Below are 22,538 nucleotides of genomic sequence, written 5' to 3'. Positions count from 1 at the left end.
AAGGTAACGCATCCATGGCTGCAGAGATTCGCGACGAGCGGGTCCGGTCCGTCTCCCGCCTGAGCCGCCTGTTAAGCAGGCCGGAACTTGGTGCGGCGGCAGGGACCGTTCTGGTCTTTGTGTTCTTCGCCATCACGGCGGGAAATACGGGACTTTTCAGTGCCAAGGGGATCATCAATTTCCTCGAGGTCTCGGCCCAACTTGGCATTCTCGCCGCACCCGTGGCCCTCTTGATGATCGCGGGCGAGTTCGACCTGTCGGTTGGCTCGATGATTGGCTTTGCCGGAATCCTGATCGCCATCCCCTCCGTGTTCTGGGGCTGGCCTATCTGGCTTTCGCTGCTGTTTTCCTTCGCTGTTTGCGGCGGTATCGGCGCGCTCAACGGGCTCGCCGTCGTCAGGACCGGACTGCCGTCCTTCATCGTGACGCTCGGAAGCCTGTTCATGCTGCGCGGCCTGACGCTCGGTCTCACGCGCGGCATATCCGGGCGAACCCAGGTGTCCGGCGTGCATGAACTGGCGTTGCACGATCCTCTCAACAGCCTGTTTTCGGGGCAGGTCTTTTCCGGCCTAATCGCGTGGCTTTCGGACATCGGCCTCGTCGGCAAGCGGGCGGACGGCCTCCCGTCGATCTCCGGCATTCCGGTATCGATCGTCTGGTGGATCGTATTGACATTGGTCTGTACCTGGTTGCTGACGCGCAGCCGCTTCGGCAATTGGATCTTCGCTGCGGGTGGTGAAGCCAATGCCGCGCGCAATCTCGGTGTGCCGGTAGCGCGCACCAAGATCACGCTGTTCGTCATGACCGCCATGGCGGCTGCGCTCTTTGCGGCGATCCAGGTCCTGGTCACGGGATCGGCCGACACGCTGCGCGGCACCCAGAAGGAGTTCGAGGCCATCATTGCCGTCGTCATCGGCGGCACGCTGCTCACCGGCGGCTACGGATCGGCCATCGGCGCCATGTTCGGCGCATTGATCTTCGGCGTGGTGCAAATGGGCATTTTCTACACCGGCATCGACACGGACTGGTTCAAGCTGTTCATGGGCGCCATGATGGTCATCGCGGTGCTGTTCAACAGCTATGTGCGCAACCGCGCCATGAGGAGCCGGTGATGGCCGAGCCCTATGTCGAACTGAAGTCGGTCAGCAAGTATTTCGGATCGGTCGTTGCACTCAAGGATGTGTCGTTCGACGTATGTCCCGGCGAGGTCCATTGCCTGCTCGGCGACAATGGCGCCGGCAAGTCGACGCTGATCAAGACGCTGTCCGGCGTCTACGCGCCCGACGAGGGTGAAATCCGCGTACAGGGCAAGCCGACAAGGTTTGCGTCGCCGGCCGATACGCGCAACAGCGGCATCGCAACGGTCTACCAGGACCTGGCTTTGGTGCCGCTGATGAGCGTAGCGCGAAACTTCTTTCTTGGGCGCGAGCCGATGCGCAAGTTCGGCCCGATCAGCCAGTTTGACGCCGAGTTCGCCAACCGCACCGCGTATGACGAATTGGCAGCGATGGGCATCCAGCTGCGCGATCCCGAACAGCCTGTCGGCACGCTTTCGGGCGGGGAACGGCAGTGCCTGGCCATCGCCCGCGCCGTTTATTTCGGCGCCAAAGTGCTGATCCTGGATGAGCCGACATCGGCGCTGGGGGTCCATCAGGCATCCGTGGTTCTAAAGCTCATCGTCCAGTCCAAGGCGCGCGGCATCGGCGTCATCTTCATTTCCCACAACGTTCATCACGCTTATGTGGTCGGCGACCGCTTTACCTTGTTGAAGCGCGGCAGATGCACCGGCACCTATGCGAAAAGCGAAATTGATCGCGATCAGTTGCTCAATCTGATGGCGGGCGGCAAGGAGCTGGTGGATCTGGAGCAGGAACTGGGCAAAGTCGCCAAAAACAGCTCGGCGTAAGGGAAGCAGAGGTCAAACTGTGCATGATCTCGGCCATGCAAAACGGTCGATTGGCTGGACTTGATGTCCGCTCCTGTCGCGCAAAGCCGACGATCGTCGCCTCGACCAGTCCACCCTACCCGAAGATCCGCTCACCCTGTTCGTCGACCAGCTGGATGCCCTTCTTGATCGAGATGTCGACGGCATCGTCGAGCCCGGCGAAGCGGTCGGCGCGGATGAATTTGTGCTCCTTCACCACACCATCGATCTCCTTGGAGACGACGCCGCAGGTCTGGTACTGGCCCTCTGTCTTGTAGGGCGTGGCGCTGATCAGGAACCCCTTGTGCTCGACCTGCTTGGCGGGTGCGGCACTCTTCGGGTCAACCGCCTCGGCTCCGCCACCGCCACCGAAAAGACGCTTTAGAAAAGACATCGCTCAAGTCTCCCTGTTCGTCCTGCAATCGCGGCCTGCCCTGTTCGCGATTCACGACGTTGTTGTCCCAGCATGCGCGAATGTGCCGCCGCGTTCCAGTCCCCCTGATGAAGACGTCGACCAGCAGGTCGATCTGCTGGCCGATCTCGTCAGCCTGCCGCCGCCTGTCGGCCGAGAATGACTGTCAAGATCGAGAAGGCATGCAACGAGAAGCTGATCAGCGAATATGTCGGCAAGGAATGATCCCCGAGCATGCCTGAAGACGAAAAAAAGCCCGGGTCTCCCGGGCTTTTTTGTCTGTACTGGTTTTTTGTCTGTAGTGGACCGGCAGCTTCAGCCGCGCGACAGCGCTTCCAGCGCCTCGGCGGCGTCTTCGAGAATGGCGATCGCCTCGGCCTGCTTGTCGGCCGGGGCATCGACGAAGTCGCCGAGAGCCGCACGCAGCCGGTGACGCACGGCGCGGAACTCGTCGCGCGCTTCCGAGCGGCCACCACGACCGCCACGACGCCCGCCCTCTTCAATCTCGTCGTTCCAGCCGAACCAGTCGCGCGCCTTGGCCATCTTGCGGCCGAAACGCTCGAGATGGTCGAGCACGCCGTCGATCATCTCGCGGTTGTCGTTGAGATGCGCCTGCCCGGCTTCGGTGATCGAAAACACCTTCTTGTTGCCGTCGGCGGCGGAGGCGGCATAGCCGGCCTCTTCCAGGAAGGTCAGCGTCGGGTAGACCACGCCCGGGCTCGGGCTGTAGATGCCGCTGGTGCGCTCTTCCAGCGCCTTGATAATGTCGTAGCCATGGCGCGGCGCCTCGGCCAGCAGCGACAGCGTGATCAGCTTGAGATCACCGTCGGCCAGCATGCGCCCGGCGCGGAACATGTCGCCGGGGCCACCACGCCCGCCGCCACGACCGCCATGGCCGAATGGACCGAAACCGCCGCCACGGCCGCCGAACTTGCCGGCCATGTGCATGAACATGCGTTCGCCGAAATGATTATGCCCAAATTGCTTGTGCATTGATTGCTCCTTGAGTTCTATCTTACGATATATCTTAATTAGGCGCACCAATCACTGGAGTCAAGATATATCTTACGATGTATCTGAATGCGGCACCAGAGGCTTGCTTTTGCTGGAACGCGCCGCTAGAAGGCCCGCGAGCGCCTCGGCTGCTCCGTAAGCGTCTGACGTCAAGCAACGCATCCAACCCCGGTCTTTCCGGGCAATTGCGCCGGTCACCGGCGAATGGATGCCAAATGCGACGGACCGGACACTTCAGGGAAACTCCCAAAATGACTGCAAGAAATCGGCGCAGGAAGCTGCCTGCGCGCTATGCTGCCATCCTCAGCCCGCTGGTGCTGTCGCTGTTGATGACCTTCATCGTCTCGTTCATCTCGACGCTGAGAAGCCTTGGTTTCCATCCCAGCCTGCCGTCCATCTGGATGACCGCCTGGGGTCTGTCCTGGATGGTGGCGTTTCCAACGCTGCTGCTGGTGCTGCCGATGGTGCGCCGCATCGTCGGCGCGCTCTGCGAGCCGGCCAGCCGATAAGGCCCGGCGAATGGAGGTCCGCAAATGTTTCCGGACCTCCATTCGCTCCGATCACCGATGGGAACCGCTACCAGCGGCCCTTGCGCCGGTTCCAGGCGTAGAGCAGGTCGGCGAAACGATCATAGGCAAAACGCGTCAGCGGCAGGGCGACCGGATTGCCGAAAAACCTCGCCAGCCAGCCCTCGCCCGGCGTTGCCTGCCACACGGCAATCGCGACATCGGCGCCGACCAGCAATCGGCCGGCGGCGTCGGTGGCGTGCAGCCGGCGGCGGATATCCTCGAGCGAAGCGCCAAATCCGGCAAGTGCTGCCGGTTCAAGGTTGATGTCGCGAAACTCGATCCGCCCGGCCTTGACCGCTTCGATCAGCCGCCGCTTCTGCCGGCTGATGCCGGCATCGCAAACCGGGCAGCGCGTGTTGTACCAGACGGTCAGCAAAGGCTTGGTTTGTTGCTCGGGCATGATTCTTCCAAAAACCGGCGCCTGCTTTCTGGAATCATGCTCAGCCGTGGCCATGCCTGTGGTGCAGGTCAGGATAATGCGGATGCCGGTGGCGCATGGGCGCATGCCGGTGCCAGTGCGAATGCGGCTCGCTCACCGGTCCGTCATGATGGTGCTGGTGGTGCTCGTCATGCACATGGCTGTGCTCGTGTTCCAGCGCCTCATGATCGTGCTCGTGCTCATGGCGTTCCGACAGATGCAGCCAGAGGCCGAAGCCCATCATAACCCCGGCGACCGCCAGCTTGAGCGTGACGGCGTCACCCAGGATGGCGATTGCCAGCAGCGCGCCGATAAAGGGGGCGAGCGAGTAATAGGCCCCTGTCCGTGCCGTGCCGAGATGACGCAGCGCCACGATGAACATCACCAGGCTGACCCCGATGGCAAAGAAGCCAACGGCCGCGGTGACCGCGACGATTGATGCCGGCGGGAACGAAGCCCCGCCGGCAAGCGCCAGTCCGACATTGACGACACCCGCCACCAGCCCCTTGAGCATGGCGATCACCACCGGGTCGGTGGCCGAGATCTTGCGTGTGAAATTGTTGTCCAGCCCCCACGCCAGGCACGCCGCGGCGACGAGCACGGCACCAATGTTGAAGGCGACGCCCTCACCTTGCCATGACAGCAGAACGGCGCCGGCAAGAATGGCGAAGGCGCCCAGGAGCAGGCGCCGGTCGACATTCTCGCGGTAGACGAGCCAGGCGATCGCCATCGTCGCCAACCCTTCGAGATTGAGTAGCAGCGCGGAACTGGACGCGGTGTTGAGGCTGAGGCCGAACATCAGCAACACCGGCGCAACGATACCACCCATGCCGATTGCCAGGGCCAGCCAGGGAATATCCCCAGCGGTCAGCTGCGCCTCGCCGGCGCCGCCGCCGCGAGCCAAGCGATAGAGGGCCAGCCCGGCACCGGCGCCGAGATAGAGCAGGCCGGCCAGCATGAAGGGGTTGACGCGGTCGAGCAGCAGCTTGCAGAGCGGCGGCGCCGCGCCGAACAGGATGGCGGAGCCAAGAGCAAGCGGCACGCCGGGCCACAGATGCGCATGTGAATTCGGTTCGGACATGGCCGCATCCTAACGCATGTCGCCCAAAAGTGCGCAGCGGTTTTGGGCGACATGCATAAACTAAAGACCTGAAACGCGTCGGCCTCCGCGCTGTTTTCAGGGCTCTATCCCAGCGAGGTGATGATCTCGCGGTAGGCGAATTCGGGGAAGGCTTTCAGCGTCCGCGTCCTGATGTTGCCACTCGCCGCCAGCATCAGCGAGAAGCGAGCCAGCACCGCGTCGTCGGGCGCTTCGAGCACCGCCACCATGTCGTACTCACCCATGGTCAGGTAGAACGCCTTGAACGATCCGCCCATGTCTCCCAGCTGCTTCCTGGCGGCGTCGAGTCGTTTCGGTGAATCGCGCACATTTCTGGCGCCCTGTTCCGTCCAGTTCATCAGCACGATGTAGCTTGTCATGCACACCTCCCTCCGGGCCACGGAGCACGGCGGCTTCGCCGGGGCGGGCATCCGGGTTTGTCGCCCAGAAAAATGCATCCGACGCGAAATTATCCTCCCGAAGGATAAGAGCCGCAAGAGCGTGCCATGAACGAAACGAAAAAGGGCGCCATTGGCGCCCTTGAACTCTTTGCTGTCGGCAGGTCCTAGCTGTCCAGGAAGCTGCGCAGCTTGCGGCTGCGGCTCGGGTGCTTGAGCTTCCTCAGCGCCTTGGCTTCGATCTGGCGGATACGCTCGCGGGTGACCGAGAACTGCTGGCCGACCTCTTCCAGCGTATGGTCGGTGTTCATGCCGATGCCGAAGCGCATGCGCAGCACGCGTTCCTCGCGCGGCGTCAGCGAGGCCAGAACGCGCGTGGTGGTCTCGCGCAGATTGGCCTGGATCGCCGCGTCGATCGGCAGGATCGCCATCTTGTCCTCGATGAAATCGCCCAGATGCGAATCTTCCTCGTCACCGACCGGCGTTTCGAGCGAGATCGGCTCCTTGGCGATCTTCAGCACCTTGCGCACTTTTTCGAGCGGCATGGCGAGCTTTTCAGCCAGTTCTTCCGGCGTCGGCTCGCGGCCGATCTCGTGCAGCATCTGGCGCGAGGTGCGCACGATCTTGTTGATCGTCTCGATCATGTGCACCGGAATGCGGATGGTGCGCGCCTGGTCGGCGATCGAACGCGTGATCGCCTGCCGGATCCACCATGTCGCATAGGTCGAGAACTTGTAGCCGCGGCGATATTCGAATTTGTCGACCGCCTTCATCAGGCCGATATTGCCTTCCTGGATCAGGTCGAGGAACTGCAGGCCGCGATTGGTGTATTTCTTGGCGATCGAGATGACGAGACGCAGATTGGCCTCGACCATTTCCTTCTTGGCGATCGCGGCTTCGCGCTCGCCCTTCTGCACCTGGTTGACGATCTTGCGGAATTCCAGGATCGAGATCGCCGTTTCGGTGGCCAGATTCTGGATTTCGGCGCGCAGGTCGCGGATGGCGTCCTTCTCGTTCTTGGTGAATTCCTTCCAGCCGCGCGAGGTCAGGTTGCCGATCGCGCGCGTCCAGTTCGGGTCGAGCTCCGAGCCCTGATATTCCTTCAGGAACTCCTCGCGGCGCACGCCGTAGCTTTCGGCCAGCCTGAGCAGCTTGCCCTCGTTCTGCACCAGGCGCTTGTTGATGTCGTAGAGCTGCTCGACCAGCGCCTCGATGCGCGCCGTGTTGAGCGACAGCGACTTCACCGCCTTGATCAGCTGGTCCTTCAGCTCCTTCAGCCGGCGATCCTGGCTGGGCGACAGCGTGCCGGCCGCGGCCAGCCGGTTCTCGACCTGCTGGTCCTGCAGCTTGCGCAGCTTCTTGTAGGTGTCGGCGATGACGTCGAGCGTCTCCATCACCTGCGGGCGCAGTTCCGCTTCCATCGCCGCCAGCGACAGGCTGGCCTCGTCCTCGTCTTCCTCGTCGTCATCGACCAGCCCGCGCGTGTCGGCGCCGACATTGGTGACGTCATCTTCCTCGTCGCGCGAACGGCGCGGCTTTTCCTCGACCTTGGCTTCCTCGATGCGCTCGACCACCGGCGCCTGCTTGGCCTCGGGACCGGCATAGGTAGCTTCGAGATCGATGATCTCGCGCAGCAGGATCTTCGATTCGTTGAGCTCGTCGCGCCAGATGATGATGGCCTGGAAGGTCAGCGGGCTTTCGCACAGGCCCGCGATCATCGTCTCGCGGCCGGCCTCGATGCGCTTGGCGATGGCAATTTCGCCCTCGCGCGACAGAAGCTCGACCGAGCCCATCTCGCGCAGATACATGCGCACCGGATCGTCGGTGCGGTCGGTCGGTTCTTTCTTGGTGGTGGTGGCGGCAACGGCGGTGCCAGTCTGCTCGGCCAGCTCGTTGGCGTCTTCCTCGGCATCGGCCGCTGTGTCCGCGGCCTCGGGCTCTTCGCCCTGCTCGTCGTCCTCGACCACGTTGATGCCCATGTCGGACAGCATCGCCATCGTGTCCTCGATCTGCTCGGAGGTCACTTCCTCGGAGGGCAGCACCGAATTCAGCTCGTCCATGGTGACATAGCCGCGCTTCTTGGCGGCCTTGATCATCTTCTTGACAGCATCATCGGAAAGGTCGAGCAGAGGGCCATCGGTGGCGCCTTCGCGTTCGGTTTCGACCTCTTCCTTTTCCTTTGTCGCCATAGTCTTTATCTTCTCCTAGCGGCCGAACATCAAAGCCGCGTAAGCTGTCGGACCAGTCAAATCGGATGCGCTCGCTTGTGAAACGCGCCTCACCGGGCCAGTAACTGCATCTATCGTTAAGTCCAGATTAACCCTGATATCTGTGGCAGGCAGCCTGCCTGTCCAGTGACCAGTACCTCACATCGCTTATTTCCCGTCGACGCGGGTTCGGGTTAACGTTTCGAATCGTCCTGATTCCGCCATTCTGCAAGAAGGTCAAGCGCCTCTCGCATGATTCGCCTTAAAAAAGCGAATCAATTACCCGACTTAGCCCGCCGCGCGCCATTTGGACGCGCAACAACGCTTTCACATTTCACTCTCTTACCGAGCCCGTCCCGCCCCTACGGGCCGGCAAGGGCTCTGTCTTCTTTTGGTGGAAGCAAGACCTTATCCCAAAACCGGTGCCCATTTTTCGGGATCATGCTTTTGGTTGGAGCATGACTTTATCCGAAAACCGGTTCCCACTTTTCGGGATCATGCTTTAAGCCCGCCCGGCCCTGCCCGAGGACACGCCGAATCCTTCGATCAGCGCTTCCGTCGCTTGTACATCCTGAAATTGCGCCTGAATTTCGATCAGGTGCCGGTAGTTTTCGTCTGTGGGATCGGTGGCGAGCGCCGCTTCCGCCTGTTTCAGCTCCTTATGTAAGGTGCGCGCGCTGCGCTGCAAGTGCAGGGCCTGGCTGAAAGCGTCGCGGGCATCCTCGAGGGCAGCGGTCTCCAGCGCCGGCCATTGCCGCGCCCGCCGGATCAGCCCGACCGCCCGCTCCCAGATCTCGGCGCAGCCGGCGCTCTCGATCGTCGAGATAACGGCCTGGCGGTCATTGGCCATGTCATGCGCCATCGCATCGAGGATGGCGGCGTGCAGCCGCCTCAGATCGGAGTTGGCGAGATCGAGAAACTCGATATGAGCGAAATTCTCGTCGATCAGCGCCGGATGGTTGACCAGCGCGACGATGATCGTCGCCTCGCGCATCGACATCCCCTCGCTGCCGCGCTTGACCAGCGCCGAGCGTCCGAGGCTCTCGGTGATCGGCGTGCGTCCGCCGCCGGCCTTGGCGAACTGTCCGCCTGGCGGCGGCGCTTTGCCCTGGCCCGGCCGCCCTTCCTGGCGGCCTTGCCTTGTGCCGCGCTGGGCGCCGAAGAAGCTCAGCACGCGCTCGCGCATCTCCTGTTGATAGTGGTAGCGCAGGCTTTCGTCGCGAATGCGGCTGGTCAGCTCGCGCAGCGTCTTTTCGAGCTCCGCCCGCCGCTCCGGTGTGTCGAAGACGCCGCCGGCCGTTTCGCGCATCCACAACAGGTCGGCCAGCGGTCGCGCGTCGGCCAGCACGGAACGGAAAGCATCCGGCCCTTCGGCCTTGACCAGGTCGTCGGGATCCTTGCCTTCCGGCAGCAGCGCAAAGCGCGCCGAGCGCCCGGCCTGCACTGACGGCAGCGCCATGTCGGCGGCCCTCCACGCCGCCTTCAGGCCGGCCTTGTCGCCGTCGAAGCACAGCACCGGCTCGCCGGCCATGCGCCACAACAGCTCGAGCTGGTTTTCGGTGAGTGCGGTGCCAAGCGGCGCCACGACATTCTCGAAGCCGGCCTGCGCCAGCGCGATCACGTCCATATAGCCTTCGACGGCGATGACCGTGCCGCCCTTCGCCAGCGCCTTGCGGGCGCGGGCGAAATTGTAGAGCACATTGCCCTTGTGGAAGAGCTCGGTGTCGGGCGAGTTCATGTATTTGGCCAGCGCGTCCGGTGCCAGTGCGCGCCCGCCAAAGGCGATGATCTTGCCGCGCGAATCCGGGATCGGGAACATAATGCGGTCGCGGAACCAGTCGTAGGAAACCGGGACGTCGTCGCCGTGGCGCACCAGCCCGCAGGCTTCGATATCGGCTTTCGGAACACCCTTGGCGGCGAGGTGCTCCTTGAGTGCATTGCGGCTGTCGGGCGCGAAGCCAAGCCGGAACGATTGCTGCGTCGCCGGCGTCAGCCCACGGTCGCGCAGATAGGCGCGGGCTTTCGCGCCCTCCGGCCCCTGCAGCCGCTCCTGGAAGAAGGCGGTCGCCATCTCCATGACATCGGTCAGGCTGGCGCGTTCCTTTTCGCGCTGTTCCTCCTGCGCATCGCGAACCGGCATCGGCAGGCCGGCCATGTCGGCGATCTTCTCGACCGCTTCGGGAAAACTCATGCCGTCGAGTTCGGTGAGGAACTTGAAATGATCGCCCGACACCGAGCAGCCGAAACAGTGGTAGCGGCCCTTCTTGTCCTCGCAGTGGAAGGACGGACTTTTCTCGCCATGGAATGGGCAGCAGGCCCAATAATCGCCGCGCGGCGCGTTGGTCTTCTTCCTGTCCCACGCGACGCGCTGGCCGATCACCGATGAAATCGGCACGCGGTCGCGTATTTCGTCGAGGAAGGCGGGCGGAAAGCGCATCGGGGAACTCGTTTCCCCACCATATAATCATGCCCGCGGAATCCGACGACCCCTAATGCGGACGATGCCCGGTTTCCACAGGGCAAAAAGAAAGGCGGCCGTTGCAGGCCGCCTTCTTTCAAGTTCCAGCCTTGTGCTGGCTCCGCCAGGTTTTACTGCGCGGCAAGCGCGCCGAAGATGACGCCGGAGAGGACGCCGACCAGCACATAGTCGTTGCCGACACGGATCCATTCCTGGCCGCGGCCGGGACGATGCAGGCCATAACGGCCATAGTCGCGGATCGGCTGGTGACGCTTCCAGCTGGAATATTTCTGGCCGTTGTGCCAATGGCTGCGCTTCACGACGACCGTCTTCTTCACGACGCGCTTCCTGACGTCGACATGCTTGCCGGGCTTCTGCCAGTCGACTTGGCTGTAGTTCGACTGCGGAGCGTTCGGCGCATTCATCGGCGCAGCCTGGCCGGTGAGCGACGTGGCGGCCAGCATCGAGAAAGCGAGAGCGGAAAGGACAATGCGTTTCATACGAAGTCTCCTTGGTTGTCGATGCCCAAGGGATAGCGACCCACCGATGAACCGAAACTGAACGCCTGCATTACAATTCTGTAATGAATTCCTTCACTTACCCAGGAGAGTTGAACATCGTCGCAAAGGCCGCAGCCGCCGTGCTACAGCGGCCTCGCAATGCAACCATTTGCGTGTCCGTCCATTTTCCGACACCGCCTGTCGCGCGGCAACGGCCCCTCGAAATCGACAAGATTTTATTATCCGGCTAAAATAGTCGGGCTATTGTCGGTCACTGCCATGAATTTGATTCGCAACCTCGGTTTTGCCTCTGATCGCCGCGCCGTCCGCGTTGCGAGCCCTGTCCGCATATGGGCGGCGACATGAGCGGTTCCGTCGTCCTTCTGCATCTGGCTGGCGCTGTGGCGCTGATGCTGTTTGCCACCCGCATGGTGAAGACCGGCGTCGAACGCGCCTATGGCGACGTGCTGCGCCATCGTCTGCGCGCCACCATGCGCAATCCGATCATGGCGGTGCTGGCCGGCACCGGCCTCGCCATCGCCCTGCAGAGTTCCACCGCCGTCACGCTGCTGGTCGGCTCCTTCGCCGGTTCCGGCATCGTCTCGGGCGCCGCTGGCCAGCTTGCCGTGCGCGGCGCCGAGATCGGCTCTGCACTGGTGGTCAAGCTGCTGACCTTCGATCTCACGCTGCTGGTACCGCTCTGCCTGATCACCGGCACGGTGATGTTCATGGCCACCGAGCGGCGCGATTGGCGCCAGTCCGGCCGCATCCTGGTCGGTATCGGCCTGCTGATCCTGTCGCTTGAGATGATCGGCCAGGCTTCGGAGCCGCTGCGCAACAGCCAGCTCATGCCGGTCATCATCAACTACTTCTCCAGCGATTCCATCACCGCCTATCTGCTGGCGGCGCTGATCACCTGGCTGTTTCAGTCGAGCATCGCGGCTGTTCTCCTGATGGCAACGCTGGCCGGCCGCGGCGTGATCAGCCCGGAACTCGGCGTCGTTCTCATCCTCGGCGTCAATCTCGGCTCTTCGATCATCGCGCCGATGCTGACCCGCTCGGCCGGGCCTGCCGTGCGCGTCGTGCCGATCGGCAATCTCCTGATGCGCGGACTAGGCTCGCTGGTCGTGCTGATCCTGTTCATGACCTTCAGGCCGCAGGTCGCCTTCCTCGGCGCGACGGCGGCGGACCAGATCGTCAACGCCCACATCCTGTTCAATGTGCTGATCCTGCTCGCCGGCCTGCCGCTGGCCGGGTTCGTCTACCGCGCTTCGGAAAAGATCGTGGCACTTGGCACCAAGCCGGCGCCGGCCTCGACGCTCGACGTCGTCGAACTGTCGGCGCTCAACGAAAGCGCGCTGGACGTTCCAAGCCAGGCGCTGGCCAACGCCACGCGCGAAGTGGTGCGGGTCTGCGAGACCGTCGAGATCATGCTCAAGCGCATCATCGAGCTCTATGAGAGCGCCGACGCCGACAAGATCAAGGCGCTGGCAGCCCTTGACGACCGCGTCGACCGCAAACATGCGGCGATCAAGCTCTATTTGGCCAAGCTTACCAGGAATCCGCTGACCGAGGACGAGGCCCTGCGCTGCCAGGAGCTGATCGGCGCCTGCGTCAAGCTGGAGCAGGTCGGCGACATCATCGTGCGCAACATGCTGGTGCATGTGAAGAAGAAGCTCGAGCGCGGGCTGGAATTCACCGACGAGGGCTGGAGCGAATTGTGCGCCTTCCATAGCTCGGTGCTGGCCAATGCGCGGCTCGCCTTCAACGTGCTGGTATCGCGCGATCCCGAGACCGCCCGCCAGCTGGTGCTGGAAAAGGACCAGCTGCGCGACCGCGAGAAGGAAACCAGCGCCAGCCATTTCGTGCGGCTGCGCGACGGCACCGCCAAGAGCGTCGAGACCAGCTCGATCCACCTCGATACCATCCGCGATCTGAAGCAGATCAATTCGCTGCTGGCGTCGATGGCCTATCCGGTGCTGGAAGAGCGCGGCCTGCTCACCGGATCGCGGTTGAAGGCGAGCTGATTTAACGACGCGATCACGCACCGTCTTCGTTTCGGCGGCAAAATACCTTTGCTCTGTTTCCACCAGTCGGGATAAGGGTCGGTTGGCCAGCCTTTCGGAGGAAATCGATGGACACCCGTTCGCGCAGTTTCGCCAAGGCGCTTTCCTGGCGCGTGACCGGCACCATCGACACGATGATCATTTCGCTGGTCGTGACCGGAAGCATCAAGCTCGCTGCAACCATCGGCCTGACCGAGGTCGTCACCAAGTCGCTGCTCTATTATTTCCACGAGCGGGCGTGGCTCAAGATTCCATACGGACGCAAGACCCCGGCGTAGCAACCCCGGCGCGACCGGGCGTCCTCTCACCCAGTCGCCACGCGACTGGGCGACACGAGAAGTCGATCAAGAAAAGCTAAAGCGGCGCCAACAATTTCTGGATTGCCCGCGACGCCCATCCGTGGTTTGAGGCCTGCATTCGAGGAACCCCTTCCCGCCATGTCGCTTCCGCTCATCGCCCTGTTCATTGCCGCCTTCGCTTTCGGCACCACCGAATTCGTCATCGCCGGCGTGCTGCCGCAAGTGGCGGAGGGGCTTGGCGTCTCGGTTCCATCGGCCGGCTATCTCGTCTCCGGCTATGCCGGCGGCATCGCCATCGGCGGTCCGCTGCTGGCGCTCGCCACCAAGTCGTTGTCGCGCAAGACCTTGCTGCTCGGCCTCGCCGTCGCCTTCACCATCGGCCAGGCAGCCTGTGCGCTGGCGCCCGATTTCACCTCGATGCTGCTGTTGCGCATTGCTGTGGCGATAGCGCATGGCGCCTATTTCGGCGTCGCCATGGTGGTGGCGGTCAGTCTCGTGCGCGAGGACCAGCGCGGCATGGCGGTCGCTGTCATCCTGTCGGGCCTCACCGTCTCCAATGTCATCGGCGTGCCGGCCGGCACGGCAATCGGCAACATCTGGGGCTGGCGTGCGACCTTCTGGGTGATGTGTGCGCTGGGCGTGGCGGCAACGCTTGCCATGGCAGCCCTTTTGCCGCGCACCACAGGATCGTCAGCCAAGCCCGCCGGCCTAGCGCGTGAGGTTCGCGTGCTGGCGCGCCAGCAGGTCTGGACCTCGCTGATCCTCATGCTGATGCTGATGATCGGCCAGTTCGGCCTGTTCACCTACATCACGCCGACATTGCTCGAAATCACCGGCCTTGATGAAAGCCTGGTGCCGTGGGTGCTGCTGCTCAACGGCGTCGGCGCCACGCTCGGCGTCTTCCTCGGCGGCAAGCTTTCCGACTGGAAGCTGATGCCGTCGCTGATCACCATGCTGGCCCTGCAGGCGGTGACGCTGGCGGTGATCTATGCCGTCAGCCCCTATCCCTTGCCGATGGTTGTCGCGATCGTCATCTGGGGCGGTCTCAACTTCGCCATCGGCACGCCGATCCAGACCCGCATCCTGGCCTGGACCGCCGATGCGTCCAACCTCGCTTCCTCGCTCATTCCATCCGGCTTCAATGTCGGCATCGCGCTTGCTGCATCGCTGGGCGCCGCCATGCTGAATGCCGGCTACGGCTACCGCAGCCTGCCGCTGCTTGGCGCCATCGCCATGCTGGTCGCCGTCGCGGTGGCGCTCGCCTCTTTTGTCTGGGAAGGGCGCAGCAACGCCACGCCGCCGCTGACGGCCCCAGCCGAGTAGATCACGATCCGGAAAAGTGGACGCCGGTTTTCCGAGATCGTGATCAAGCAAAAACACCTCACCCACGCCAGCGCAGCAGTCGCATGGCGTTGGCGGTGACCAGCACGGTGGCGCCGGTGTCGGCCAGGATCGCTGGCCACAGGCCGGTGATGCCGGCAATGGTGGTGACCAGGAACACCGCCTTCAGCCCGAGCGCCACGGTGATGTTCTGGCCGATGTTGGCCATCACCGCCCGCGACAGCCGCACCATGCGCGCGACATCCATGACCCGGCCATGCAGGATCGCCGCATCGGCCGTTTCCAACGCCACATCGGTGCCGCCACCCATGGCGATACCGATGTCGGCGGCGGCGAGCGCCGGTGCGTCGTTGATGCCGTCGCCGACCTTGGCCACCTTCAGCCCCTCGCGCTGCAACTCGCCGACAATGCGCTGCTTGTCTTGCGGCAAGAGCTCAGCCCGCGCCTCGATGCCGAGCGAAACGGCGATCGCCTCGGCGGTGCGGCGGTTGTCGCCGGTCAGCATCACCGTGCGGATGCCCTCGGCCTTCAGCGCCGCAATGCCGGCCACCGCATCCGGCCGCGGCTCATCACGCATGGCGATCAGCCCGGCCATCACGCCATCGGCCACCAGCACCGAGACGGTCTTGCCCTGGCCGTTGAGACTGTCGATGGCAAGACGCTGCGCCTCGGTCACCGCAGCGCGTTCTCCCGCTGCCTGACCGGAGCCGAGGAAGATCGCGACACCGCCGACGCTGCCCTCGACGCCCTTGCCTAAAATCGCCTTCGCTGCCAGGGCCGGCGGCACCGGCGCCCTGGCGGCTTTGGCTCTGCCCAAGATCGCCACCGCCAGCGGATGGCTGGAGCCCTGCTCCAGTGCTGCCGCCAGCGCCAGCACGGTGCGTTCGTCGCGCCCATAGGCCACAATGTCGGTCACCACCGGTTTGCCAGCGGTCAGTGTGCCGGTCTTGTCGAAGGCGACGGCGGTGATCCGGCGAAACCCTTCCAGCACAGCACCACCCTTCATCAGCAAGCCGCGCCGCGCGCCGGTCGCCAGGCCTGCGGCGATCGCTGCCGGCGTCGAAATGACCAGTGCGCAGGGACAGCCGATCAACAGGATCGCCAGGCCCTTGTAGATCCATTCGCTCCAGTCGCCGCCGGCGACGAGCGGCGGCAGCAGCGCCACCAGTGCACCGACCGCAAGCACTGCGGGTGTATAATAGCGAGAGAAACGGTCGATGAAGCGCTCGGTTGGCGCCTTGGCCTCTTGCGCCTCCTCCACAAGCCGCACGACCCGGGCGATGGTGTTGTCGGACGCAACCGCCGTCACCCGAACCTTGAGCACGCCATCGGTGCTGATCGTGCCTGCGAAGACAATTTCCGCGATCCCCTTGCGCCTCGGCGTGCTCTCGCCGGTCACCGGCGCCTCGTCGGTATCGCTCGACCCCTCGACGATCACACCATCGGCCGGGATGCTATCACCCGGCCGCACCGCGATCACGTCGCCAACGGCAAGGTCTTCGGCAGGAACCTCGACCGTGCCGCCGGCCCGCTCGACAAGTGCTGTCTTCGGCACCAGGTCGGCAAGACCTTGGATACTGGCCCGCGCGCGGCCGGCGGCGACGCCTTCCAGAAGTTCGCCGATCAGGAACAGCAGCACCACGACGGCAGCTTCTTCAGTGGCGCCGATCATCACCGCGCCAACGGCGGCGATGGTCATCAGCATCTCAATCGAGAACGGCGTGCCGGCCAATGCCGCCATCAGCGCGCGCCGGGCGATCGGCACCAGGCCGACCAGCAGCGCGGCCAGGAAGACCCAGCGCTCGGCCGCCGGAAACAGATGGCCGATGCCGTAGGCGGCAACAAGTGCCGCCGCACAAGCCAGCGTCAGCACCGCGCGGCGGGTGCGCCACCACGCCTGCCCCGGCTCGCCATCGCTGTGGAGATGGGTGGAACCCTCAGCCCGCTTGCCGGCCGGTTCACCGCCATGGTGGTGACCTTCGTGATCGTGGCCTTCGTAATCATGGTCGGGATGGTCATGCGCCCTGGCCACTGAAGCACGCCCGTCGGTCTTGGCTTCCGCCTTGACGATGCCGTAGCCGAGCCGCGCCACCTGTTGCACCACCTTGTCCTCCGGCAGCGCACCACCGTGACTGACCGTCATGCTGGCGCCGGTCACCGAAATCGACACATCAGCGACGCCATCGAGACGACGCACCGCCGTATCGATCTTGGCCGCGCAGGAGGCGCAGTCCATGCCGCCGATCTTGAACCGCGTCTGCCTGAGGGGAGCCGTCATCACATCACCTGTCTGTCTTGCCCGCGCGGTGACCGCCGCATGGGTCTTGAATCCTGATGTCAGGCACTGTAATTGCTCTAGTCACTAGAGCTTCAAGAGGCAAAATCATGTTTTCGATCGGCGATCTCTCCCGTCGCACCGGGGTCAAGGTGCCGACCATCCGCTATTACGAGCAGATGGGTCTGGTTGCAGCACCCGAGCGTTCGGAAGGCAACCAGCGCCGCTATGGCAGGCAGGAGCTGGAGCGGCTAGCCTTCATCCGCCATGCCCGCGACCTCGGCTTCGCCGTCGAGGACATCCGCTCGCTGATCGAATTGAGCGGCCATCCCGAGCAGCCCTGCTGCCATGCCGACCGGATTGCCGAGGAGCAACTGATTTCCGTTCGGGAGAAGATCGCCCAACTGAAGCGGCTGGAGGCCGAACTCGAACGCATCGCCTCTTGCTGCGACGGCAAGACGGTCGGCGACTGCTACGTCATCCGCGCCCTGTCCGACCACGCGCTTTGTGCTGATGAGCACGGGTGAGGATAGGTCGCGCACGCCTTACAACTCCAGCCGGAACCGCAGGCTTTCCGCCCCGCCATAGGCGGCATCCTCGAAGAATCGATCGACGAGCTTGCCGCCATTGGCCAGGATCACCTTGTGCGAAGCCGGATTGCCCGGCTTGGCGGTGATCTCGACATAAGGCAGGCCGACCGCCCTCGCCTCGTCCAGCATCAGCCGCAGCGCCTCGGTGGCGTAACCGCGCCGCCGCTTCCACGGCACCACCGCATAGCCGATATGACCAAGCATATGCGGCGGCAGCGCTGCCGTGCCCTTCTGCCAGCGGAAGCCGATCGAACCTGATGCCTCGCCGTCCCAGATCCAGCGGCGGAAGCCCGGCAGGCGCGGCACCTTTCTGCCGTCGGGCAAGGTGATCGGGCCGCCCTTGGCCAGGGGATCATCGAGGTCGGCGAGAAAGGCCACTGGATCCTTTTCGATGGCGGCAAGCTGCTCACGCGTCGCTTGCTCGAGCCGGACATTGTCTGGCGACCAGCCACGTTCGAGTGCCGCCTTGTAGGACGCCAAATGTTCAAGCGCGGGTTTGACGATTTGGACCATGTTGCACCGGTGGAGACGCTACCCCCGGTAAAATAGCAGCATTGCCCGGGAAGGCACGGTCCACCAAAGCGCATACTCTTACGACAAGGCCGCGTTCCCATCGCTGGAAACGCGGCCCTGGTCTTATGCCCTTGGGAGGAACCGGCGCTCCGGCGCGGCCATTCCTAGGCCGTGCCGGATTGTCCTTGTGTGAGCTCAGGCGATGTCGAAGCGGTCGGCGTTCATCACCTTGGCCCATGCCGCCACGAAATCCCTGGTGAATTTCGCCTTGGCGTCCGCCGTCGCATAAACTTCGGCCAGCGCGCGCAGCTGCGAGTGCGAGCCGAAGATGAGATCGGCGCGGGTGCCGGTCCACTTGACTTCGCCGGTCTTGCGGTCGCGGCCTTCGAACACATCCTTGGCGTCCGAGGTCGCCTTCCACTCCGTGCCCATGTCGAGCAGGTTGACGAAGAAGTCGTTGCTCAGCGTTTCCGGCTGCCTGGTGAAGACGCCATGCTTGGACTGCCCGGCATTGGCGCCGAGAACGCGCAGGCCGCCGACGAGAACCGTCAGTTCAGGCGCGGTCAGCGTCAGCAGTTGCGCGCGGTCGACCAGCGCTTCCTCGACGGTAAGCCGCTGCTTGCCGCTGACATAGTTGCGGAAGCCGTCAACGGTTGGTTCCAGTGGCGCGAAGGAGTGGATGTCGGTCTGTTCCTGGGAGGCGTCCATGCGTCCCGGCGTGAAGGGAACCGTGACGCCATGTCCGGCGGCCTTCTCGATGGCCGCACCGCCGCCGAGAACGATCAGGTCGGCAAGCGAGACCTTCTTGTTGCCGGTCTGCGAAGCATTGAATTCCTTGCGGATCGCTTCGAGCTTATCGAGCACCTTGGCGAGTTCTGCCGGCTGGTTGACGGCCCAGTCCTTCTGCGGCGCAAGGCGGATGCGCGCGCCATTGGCGCCGCCGCGCTTGTCGGAACCACGGAAGGTCGAGGCCGACGCCCACGCCGCCGAGACCAGCTGCGACACCGACAGGCCGGACGCCAGGATCACAGCCTTCAGCGCTGCAGCGTCCTCTTCGTCGATCAGCACATGATCGACCGCCGGAATGACGTCCTGCCAGGGCAGTTTCTCGTTCGGAACCAACGGGCCGAGATAGCGCACGAGCGGGCCCATGTCGCGGTGGGTCAGCTTGTACCAGGCGCGCGCGAACGCGTCGGCGAACTGATCCGGATTCTCATGGAAGCGTCGCGAGATCGTCTCGTAGGAAGGATCGAACCGCAAAGCGAGGTCGGTGGTCAGCATGGAGGGCGCGTGGCGCTTGGCCGAATTGTGCGCATCCGGCACGCTGCTCGCACCCGCGCCGTCCTTCGGTGTCCATTGGTGCGCCCCGGCCGGGCTCTTGGTCAGCTCCCATTCGAAGCCGAACAGATTGTCGAAGAAGTTGTTGCTCCATTTGGTCGGCGTCGTCGTCCAGGTCACTTCCAGGCCGCTGCCGATGGCGTCGCCGCCCTTGCCGGTGCCGAACTTGCTCGCCCAGCCGAGGCCCTGCTGCTCGATGTCGGCGCCTTCCGGCTCCACGCCGACCAGCGTCGCATCGCCGGCACCATGGGTCTTGCCGAAGGTGTGGCCGCCGGCGATGAGCGCGACGGTCTCCTCGTCGTTCATCGCCATGCGCGCGAAGGTGTCGCGAATGTCGCGCGCCGAGGCCAGCGGATCAGGCTTGCCGTTCGGCCCTTCCGGGTTGACGTAGATCAGGCCCATCTGCACGGCACCGAGCGGGTCCTGGAGATCGCGGTCGCCGCTGTAGCGTTCGTCGGCCAGCCACTTGCCTTCCGGACCCCAATAAATGTCCTCCTCGGGCTCCCACACGTCGGCGCGGCCGCCGGCGAAGCCGAAGGTCTTGAAGCCCATCGATTCCAGCGCGACGTTGCCTGTCAGGATCAGAAGGTCGGCCCAGGAGATCTTGCGGCCGTATTTCTGCTTGATCGGCCACAACAGCCGGCGGGCCTTGTCGAGGTTGACGTTGTCCGGCCAGCTGTTCAGCGGCGCGAAGCGCTGCTGGCCGGCCCCGGCGCCGCCACGGCCGTCGGCGATGCGGTAGGTGCCGGCGCTGTGCCACGCCATGCGGATGAACAGCGGCCCGTAATGGCCGAAATCGGCCGGCCACCACTCCTGCGAGTCCGTCATCAGCGCATGCAGGTCCTTGATCACGGCGTCGAGGTCGAGGCTTTTGAATTCCTCGGCATAGTCGAACGCCTCACCCATCGGATCCGACAGCGGCGACTGCTGGTGGAGAATCTGGACGTTGAGTTGATTCGGCCACCAGTCGCGGTTGACCCTGCCGACGGCTGTGTGCACGACCGGGCATTTGCCCGTGCTGGGGTCGTCAGTTTGTGCGTCCATGTTTTTCTCCGATCGTGGCTGTGTTGAGCTGTTTCAACTGCTGCGTGAACAAGGACAATGGATGTCCCTGGAAGCGGTCCATTTCATGGCTGGCGCGATGACCGTATGCCAGATACGCGACCGAATATCTTGGATGTCCTGTCGCTGCGGGCGCGCCCTGGACAAAGCCGTCCCGGCTGCTCCTCATCTCCCTTGCAGCTCCTATAGCAAAGCTGCACGATTAATTTAAGTTGGATTTACTGATTACAGCGATAAGATGACATTATGACAAACCTGACCCTGAAGCAGTTGCGCTATTTCGAGGCGCTGGCGCGACATAACCATTTCGGACGCGCGGCGGACGCCTGTGCGATCTCCCAGCCTGCCATTTCGGTGCAGATCAGGGAATTGGAGGAAACGCTGGGCACGGAGCTTTTTGAAAGAGGTCCGCGACAGGTCCGGCTGACCAATTTCGGCGAAGAATTTGCCTTGCGCGTCCGCGACATCCTGCGGTCGGTGGACGAACTCGCCGACCTCGCGCGCTCTTCGCGCGACAGGCTGGTCGGCCGGCTGCGCATCGGCGTCATCCCGACGATCGCGCCCTACCTTTTGCCGACGATCATTGGCAATCTCTCAAGCATGCATGATGGCCTCGATATCCATGTGCGCGAGACGCAGACGCAGAAGCTGATCCAGGAACTGGCGGACGGTCGGCTCGACGCGGCCATCGTTGCCTTGCCGGTGTCCGAACCGTCGCTGACGGAAATTGTGCTGTTTGCCGAGAATTTCGTCTTGGTCCGGCCCGGCGAAGACGAGGGAAAGCCGGTTCCCAATCGCGAAATGCTGCGTGAAATGCGGCTGCTTCTGCTCGAAGAAGGCCATTGTTTCCGCGACCAGGCATTGTCCTTCTGCAACATGCATTCGGCCCGGCCACGCGAGTTGCTGGACGGCAGTTCGCTATCGACCCTGGTCCAGATGGTCAGTGCCGGCATCGGCGTCACCTTGATCCCGGAAATGGCCGTGCCGGTGGAGACACGCTCGGCGTCGGTCTCCATCGCACGCTTCAGGAGCCCCCAGCCGTCGCGAACGATCGGCATGGTCTGGCGCAAGACCAGCCCGATTGCCAAACAGTTGCTGCGGATTTCCGAAGTCGTTCGGCAATCGGCCGACGCGCTGCGCGCGCAGCACAATCCGACGCCGATTGCGCACCTGCTGAACCTGACGGTTTCGGCACCGGCGATCACCAAATCAACGCTGCCTCAGTGACCGCGTGCTCAGCTCGCTGCCTGGAACCGGATTTCGCCCTTGTTCAGGAAGCAGGTCTTGTTGAACAGCGACAGATCCAGCGGGTTCGGCAACCGGACATCGCTGAGATCGGGAACCGGCTTGTTCGCCGGATCGTATGACCGGTCGATCTGCGAGATGAAGACGAGGATCAATCCCCTGTCGCGCGCAAAGGCCTTGAGCGTGCGAACCTGCGCCATCAGGTCGGGATTTTCCCGCTTCTGATCGAGCAGCTGCAGATAATCGATCACCGCCAGCGTGCCGCGCGGCGCCGATCCCAAAGTCTTGACGATGTAGTCGGCGCTGATGGCGTCGGAATTATCGAATACGAACTGGTCGTTGAACTGCGCCGGTTCCGCCCCGATGGCGCGAAACCGGTCCAGCACATCCTTCTCCGTATACTCCAGCGTGAAGAACACGCCGCGATTGCCGGACTTCATGGCTTCGATCGCGAGTTCGAGGCTCATCAGTGTCTTGCCGTGGCCCGGTCGCGCCCCGACCAGAACCAGGTCTCCGGGCGCCAGTTGTGCAAAAAATCTGCCGACGGGCGCCGCCTCATTTGCCTTGGCCGCAAGCAGACTCCAGCTGGCGAAACCTTCCTGTGCCGCAACACGGTCAAGCGCCTCGTGCAGCGGAAGCCTCTCTTGGCGGGACAACAGCCTGGCTTGACGTTTCAGGTAATAGATGGGCGCGGACAGCTTCATCGCAAAACCTCCTGATGCGAACAGTTTTCGCAACCCCTCCTTATGCCTGGCGCTCGAACAGTTGGTTCGGTGAATAGATAGCCCCGCACGAATGATGCTTTCCCGG

Annotated in this window: 20 protein-coding genes; 8 read left to right on the top strand and 12 right to left on the bottom strand. The window is 63.5% G+C overall.

Features of this window, described 5'->3' with window-relative positions:
* Positions 1-14 precede the first annotated feature (14 nt).
* Complete coding sequence (locus tag B5V02_RS04490) at positions 15-1,112, top strand: ABC transporter permease (protein WP_111543001.1); 1,098 nt, start codon at positions 15-17, stop codon at positions 1,110-1,112.
* Complete coding sequence (locus tag B5V02_RS04485) at positions 1,112-1,906, top strand: ATP-binding cassette domain-containing protein (RefSeq protein ID WP_111543000.1); 795 nt, start codon at positions 1,112-1,114, stop codon at positions 1,904-1,906. The genes B5V02_RS04490 and B5V02_RS04485 overlap by 1 nt, the downstream gene beginning before the upstream one ends.
* A 115-nt stretch (positions 1,907-2,021) precedes the next feature.
* Here the strand turns inward: B5V02_RS04485 and B5V02_RS04480 are convergent, their stop codons facing one another.
* Complete coding sequence (locus B5V02_RS04480) at positions 2,022-2,318, bottom strand: HlyU family transcriptional regulator (protein WP_111542999.1); 297 nt, start codon at positions 2,316-2,318, stop codon at positions 2,022-2,024.
* Between the two features lie 333 nt (positions 2,319-2,651).
* Positions 2,652-3,329 carry a PadR family transcriptional regulator gene (locus B5V02_RS04475; RefSeq protein ID WP_111542998.1) on the bottom strand — a complete coding sequence of 226 codons (678 nt, stop codon included), beginning with the start codon at positions 3,327-3,329 and terminating at the stop codon, positions 2,652-2,654.
* Between the two features lie 272 nt (positions 3,330-3,601).
* Between B5V02_RS04475 and B5V02_RS04470 the strand changes: the two genes are divergently transcribed.
* A complete protein-coding gene (locus B5V02_RS04470) occupies positions 3,602-3,859 on the top strand; it encodes a DUF2798 domain-containing protein (RefSeq protein ID WP_111542997.1) in 258 nt (85 codons plus the stop codon).
* A gap of 67 nt (positions 3,860-3,926) precedes the next feature.
* On the opposite strand, the gene B5V02_RS04465 is transcribed toward B5V02_RS04470, so the two are convergent.
* From B5V02_RS04465 to B5V02_RS04440, 6 genes are all read right to left on the bottom strand, one after another.
* Positions 3,927-4,319, bottom strand: a complete 393-nt coding sequence (locus tag B5V02_RS04465; RefSeq protein WP_245445677.1) for a thiol-disulfide oxidoreductase DCC family protein — start codon at positions 4,317-4,319, stop codon at positions 3,927-3,929.
* 40 nt (positions 4,320-4,359) lie between these two features.
* Positions 4,360-5,418, bottom strand: coding sequence for a DMT family transporter (locus tag B5V02_RS04460; RefSeq protein WP_111542996.1), 1,059 nt, complete (start codon positions 5,416-5,418; stop codon positions 4,360-4,362).
* A gap of 104 nt (positions 5,419-5,522) precedes the next feature.
* A complete protein-coding gene (locus B5V02_RS04455) occupies positions 5,523-5,816 on the bottom strand; it encodes a GYD domain-containing protein (RefSeq protein ID WP_111543731.1) in 294 nt (97 codons plus the stop codon).
* Between the two features lie 185 nt (positions 5,817-6,001).
* The gene (gene rpoD / locus B5V02_RS04450; protein WP_111542995.1) at positions 6,002-8,023 is read right to left on the bottom strand and encodes an RNA polymerase sigma factor RpoD; all 2,022 of its coding nucleotides are present in this window, start codon (positions 8,021-8,023) and stop codon (positions 6,002-6,004) included.
* A 520-nt stretch (positions 8,024-8,543) separates the two neighbouring features.
* Positions 8,544-10,478, bottom strand: a complete 1,935-nt coding sequence (gene dnaG, locus B5V02_RS04445) for a DNA primase (protein ID WP_111542994.1) — start codon at positions 10,476-10,478, stop codon at positions 8,544-8,546.
* Between the two features lie 152 nt (positions 10,479-10,630).
* Positions 10,631-10,999, bottom strand: a complete 369-nt coding sequence (locus B5V02_RS04440) for an RcnB family protein (RefSeq protein WP_111542993.1) — start codon at positions 10,997-10,999, stop codon at positions 10,631-10,633.
* Positions 11,000-11,361: 362 nt separating this feature from the next.
* On the opposite strand from B5V02_RS04440, the gene B5V02_RS04435 reads away from it, so the two are divergent.
* From B5V02_RS04435 to B5V02_RS04425, 3 genes are all read left to right on the top strand, one after another.
* Positions 11,362-13,026: a Na/Pi cotransporter family protein gene (locus B5V02_RS04435; RefSeq protein ID WP_111543730.1), complete on the top strand. Its 1,665-nt coding sequence runs from the start codon at positions 11,362-11,364 to the stop codon at positions 13,024-13,026.
* 107 nt (positions 13,027-13,133) lie between these two features.
* Positions 13,134-13,343: a DUF2061 domain-containing protein gene (locus tag B5V02_RS04430; RefSeq protein WP_111542992.1), complete on the top strand. Its 210-nt coding sequence runs from the start codon at positions 13,134-13,136 to the stop codon at positions 13,341-13,343.
* 159 nt (positions 13,344-13,502) lie between these two features.
* Positions 13,503-14,687 carry an MFS transporter gene (locus B5V02_RS04425; protein ID WP_111542991.1) on the top strand — a complete coding sequence of 395 codons (1,185 nt, stop codon included), beginning with the start codon at positions 13,503-13,505 and terminating at the stop codon, positions 14,685-14,687.
* A 58-nt stretch (positions 14,688-14,745) separates the two neighbouring features.
* Here the strand turns inward: B5V02_RS04425 and B5V02_RS04420 are convergent, their stop codons facing one another.
* Positions 14,746-16,983, bottom strand: coding sequence for a heavy metal translocating P-type ATPase (locus B5V02_RS04420; RefSeq protein ID WP_111542990.1), 2,238 nt, complete (start codon positions 16,981-16,983; stop codon positions 14,746-14,748).
* Between the two features lie 107 nt (positions 16,984-17,090).
* Here B5V02_RS04420 and B5V02_RS04415 point away from each other — a divergent pair, with 107 nt between their 5' ends.
* Complete coding sequence (locus B5V02_RS04415; protein WP_111542989.1) at positions 17,091-17,507, top strand: MerR family transcriptional regulator; 417 nt, start codon at positions 17,091-17,093, stop codon at positions 17,505-17,507.
* 18 nt (positions 17,508-17,525) lie between these two features.
* Here the strand turns inward: B5V02_RS04415 and B5V02_RS04410 are convergent, their stop codons facing one another.
* Together B5V02_RS04410 and katG are read right to left on the bottom strand one after the other, a co-directional pair.
* A complete protein-coding gene (locus B5V02_RS04410; RefSeq protein WP_111542988.1) occupies positions 17,526-18,083 on the bottom strand; it encodes a GNAT family N-acetyltransferase in 558 nt (185 codons plus the stop codon).
* A 195-nt stretch (positions 18,084-18,278) separates the two neighbouring features.
* On the bottom strand, positions 18,279-20,465 hold the full coding sequence (katG, locus tag B5V02_RS04405; protein ID WP_111542987.1) for a catalase/peroxidase HPI: 2,187 nt from the start codon (positions 20,463-20,465) through the stop codon (positions 18,279-18,281).
* Positions 20,466-20,729: 264 nt separating this feature from the next.
* Here katG and B5V02_RS04400 point away from each other — a divergent pair, with 264 nt between their 5' ends.
* Entirely contained in the window at positions 20,730-21,710 is a 981-nt protein-coding gene (locus B5V02_RS04400; protein ID WP_245445675.1) for a hydrogen peroxide-inducible genes activator, read from the top strand.
* A gap of 8 nt (positions 21,711-21,718) precedes the next feature.
* Here the strand turns inward: B5V02_RS04400 and B5V02_RS04395 are convergent, their stop codons facing one another.
* The gene (locus B5V02_RS04395; RefSeq protein WP_111542986.1) at positions 21,719-22,432 is read right to left on the bottom strand and encodes a DNA helicase; all 714 of its coding nucleotides are present in this window, start codon (positions 22,430-22,432) and stop codon (positions 21,719-21,721) included.
* Positions 22,433-22,538 lie beyond the last annotated feature (106 nt).

Source organism: Mesorhizobium kowhaii (genome assembly GCF_003253745.1).
In the GTDB taxonomy this organism is placed as follows: Bacteria; Pseudomonadota; Alphaproteobacteria; order Rhizobiales; family Rhizobiaceae; genus Mesorhizobium; species Mesorhizobium kowhaii.
This window is presented reverse-complemented; position numbering and strand designations above follow the sequence as displayed.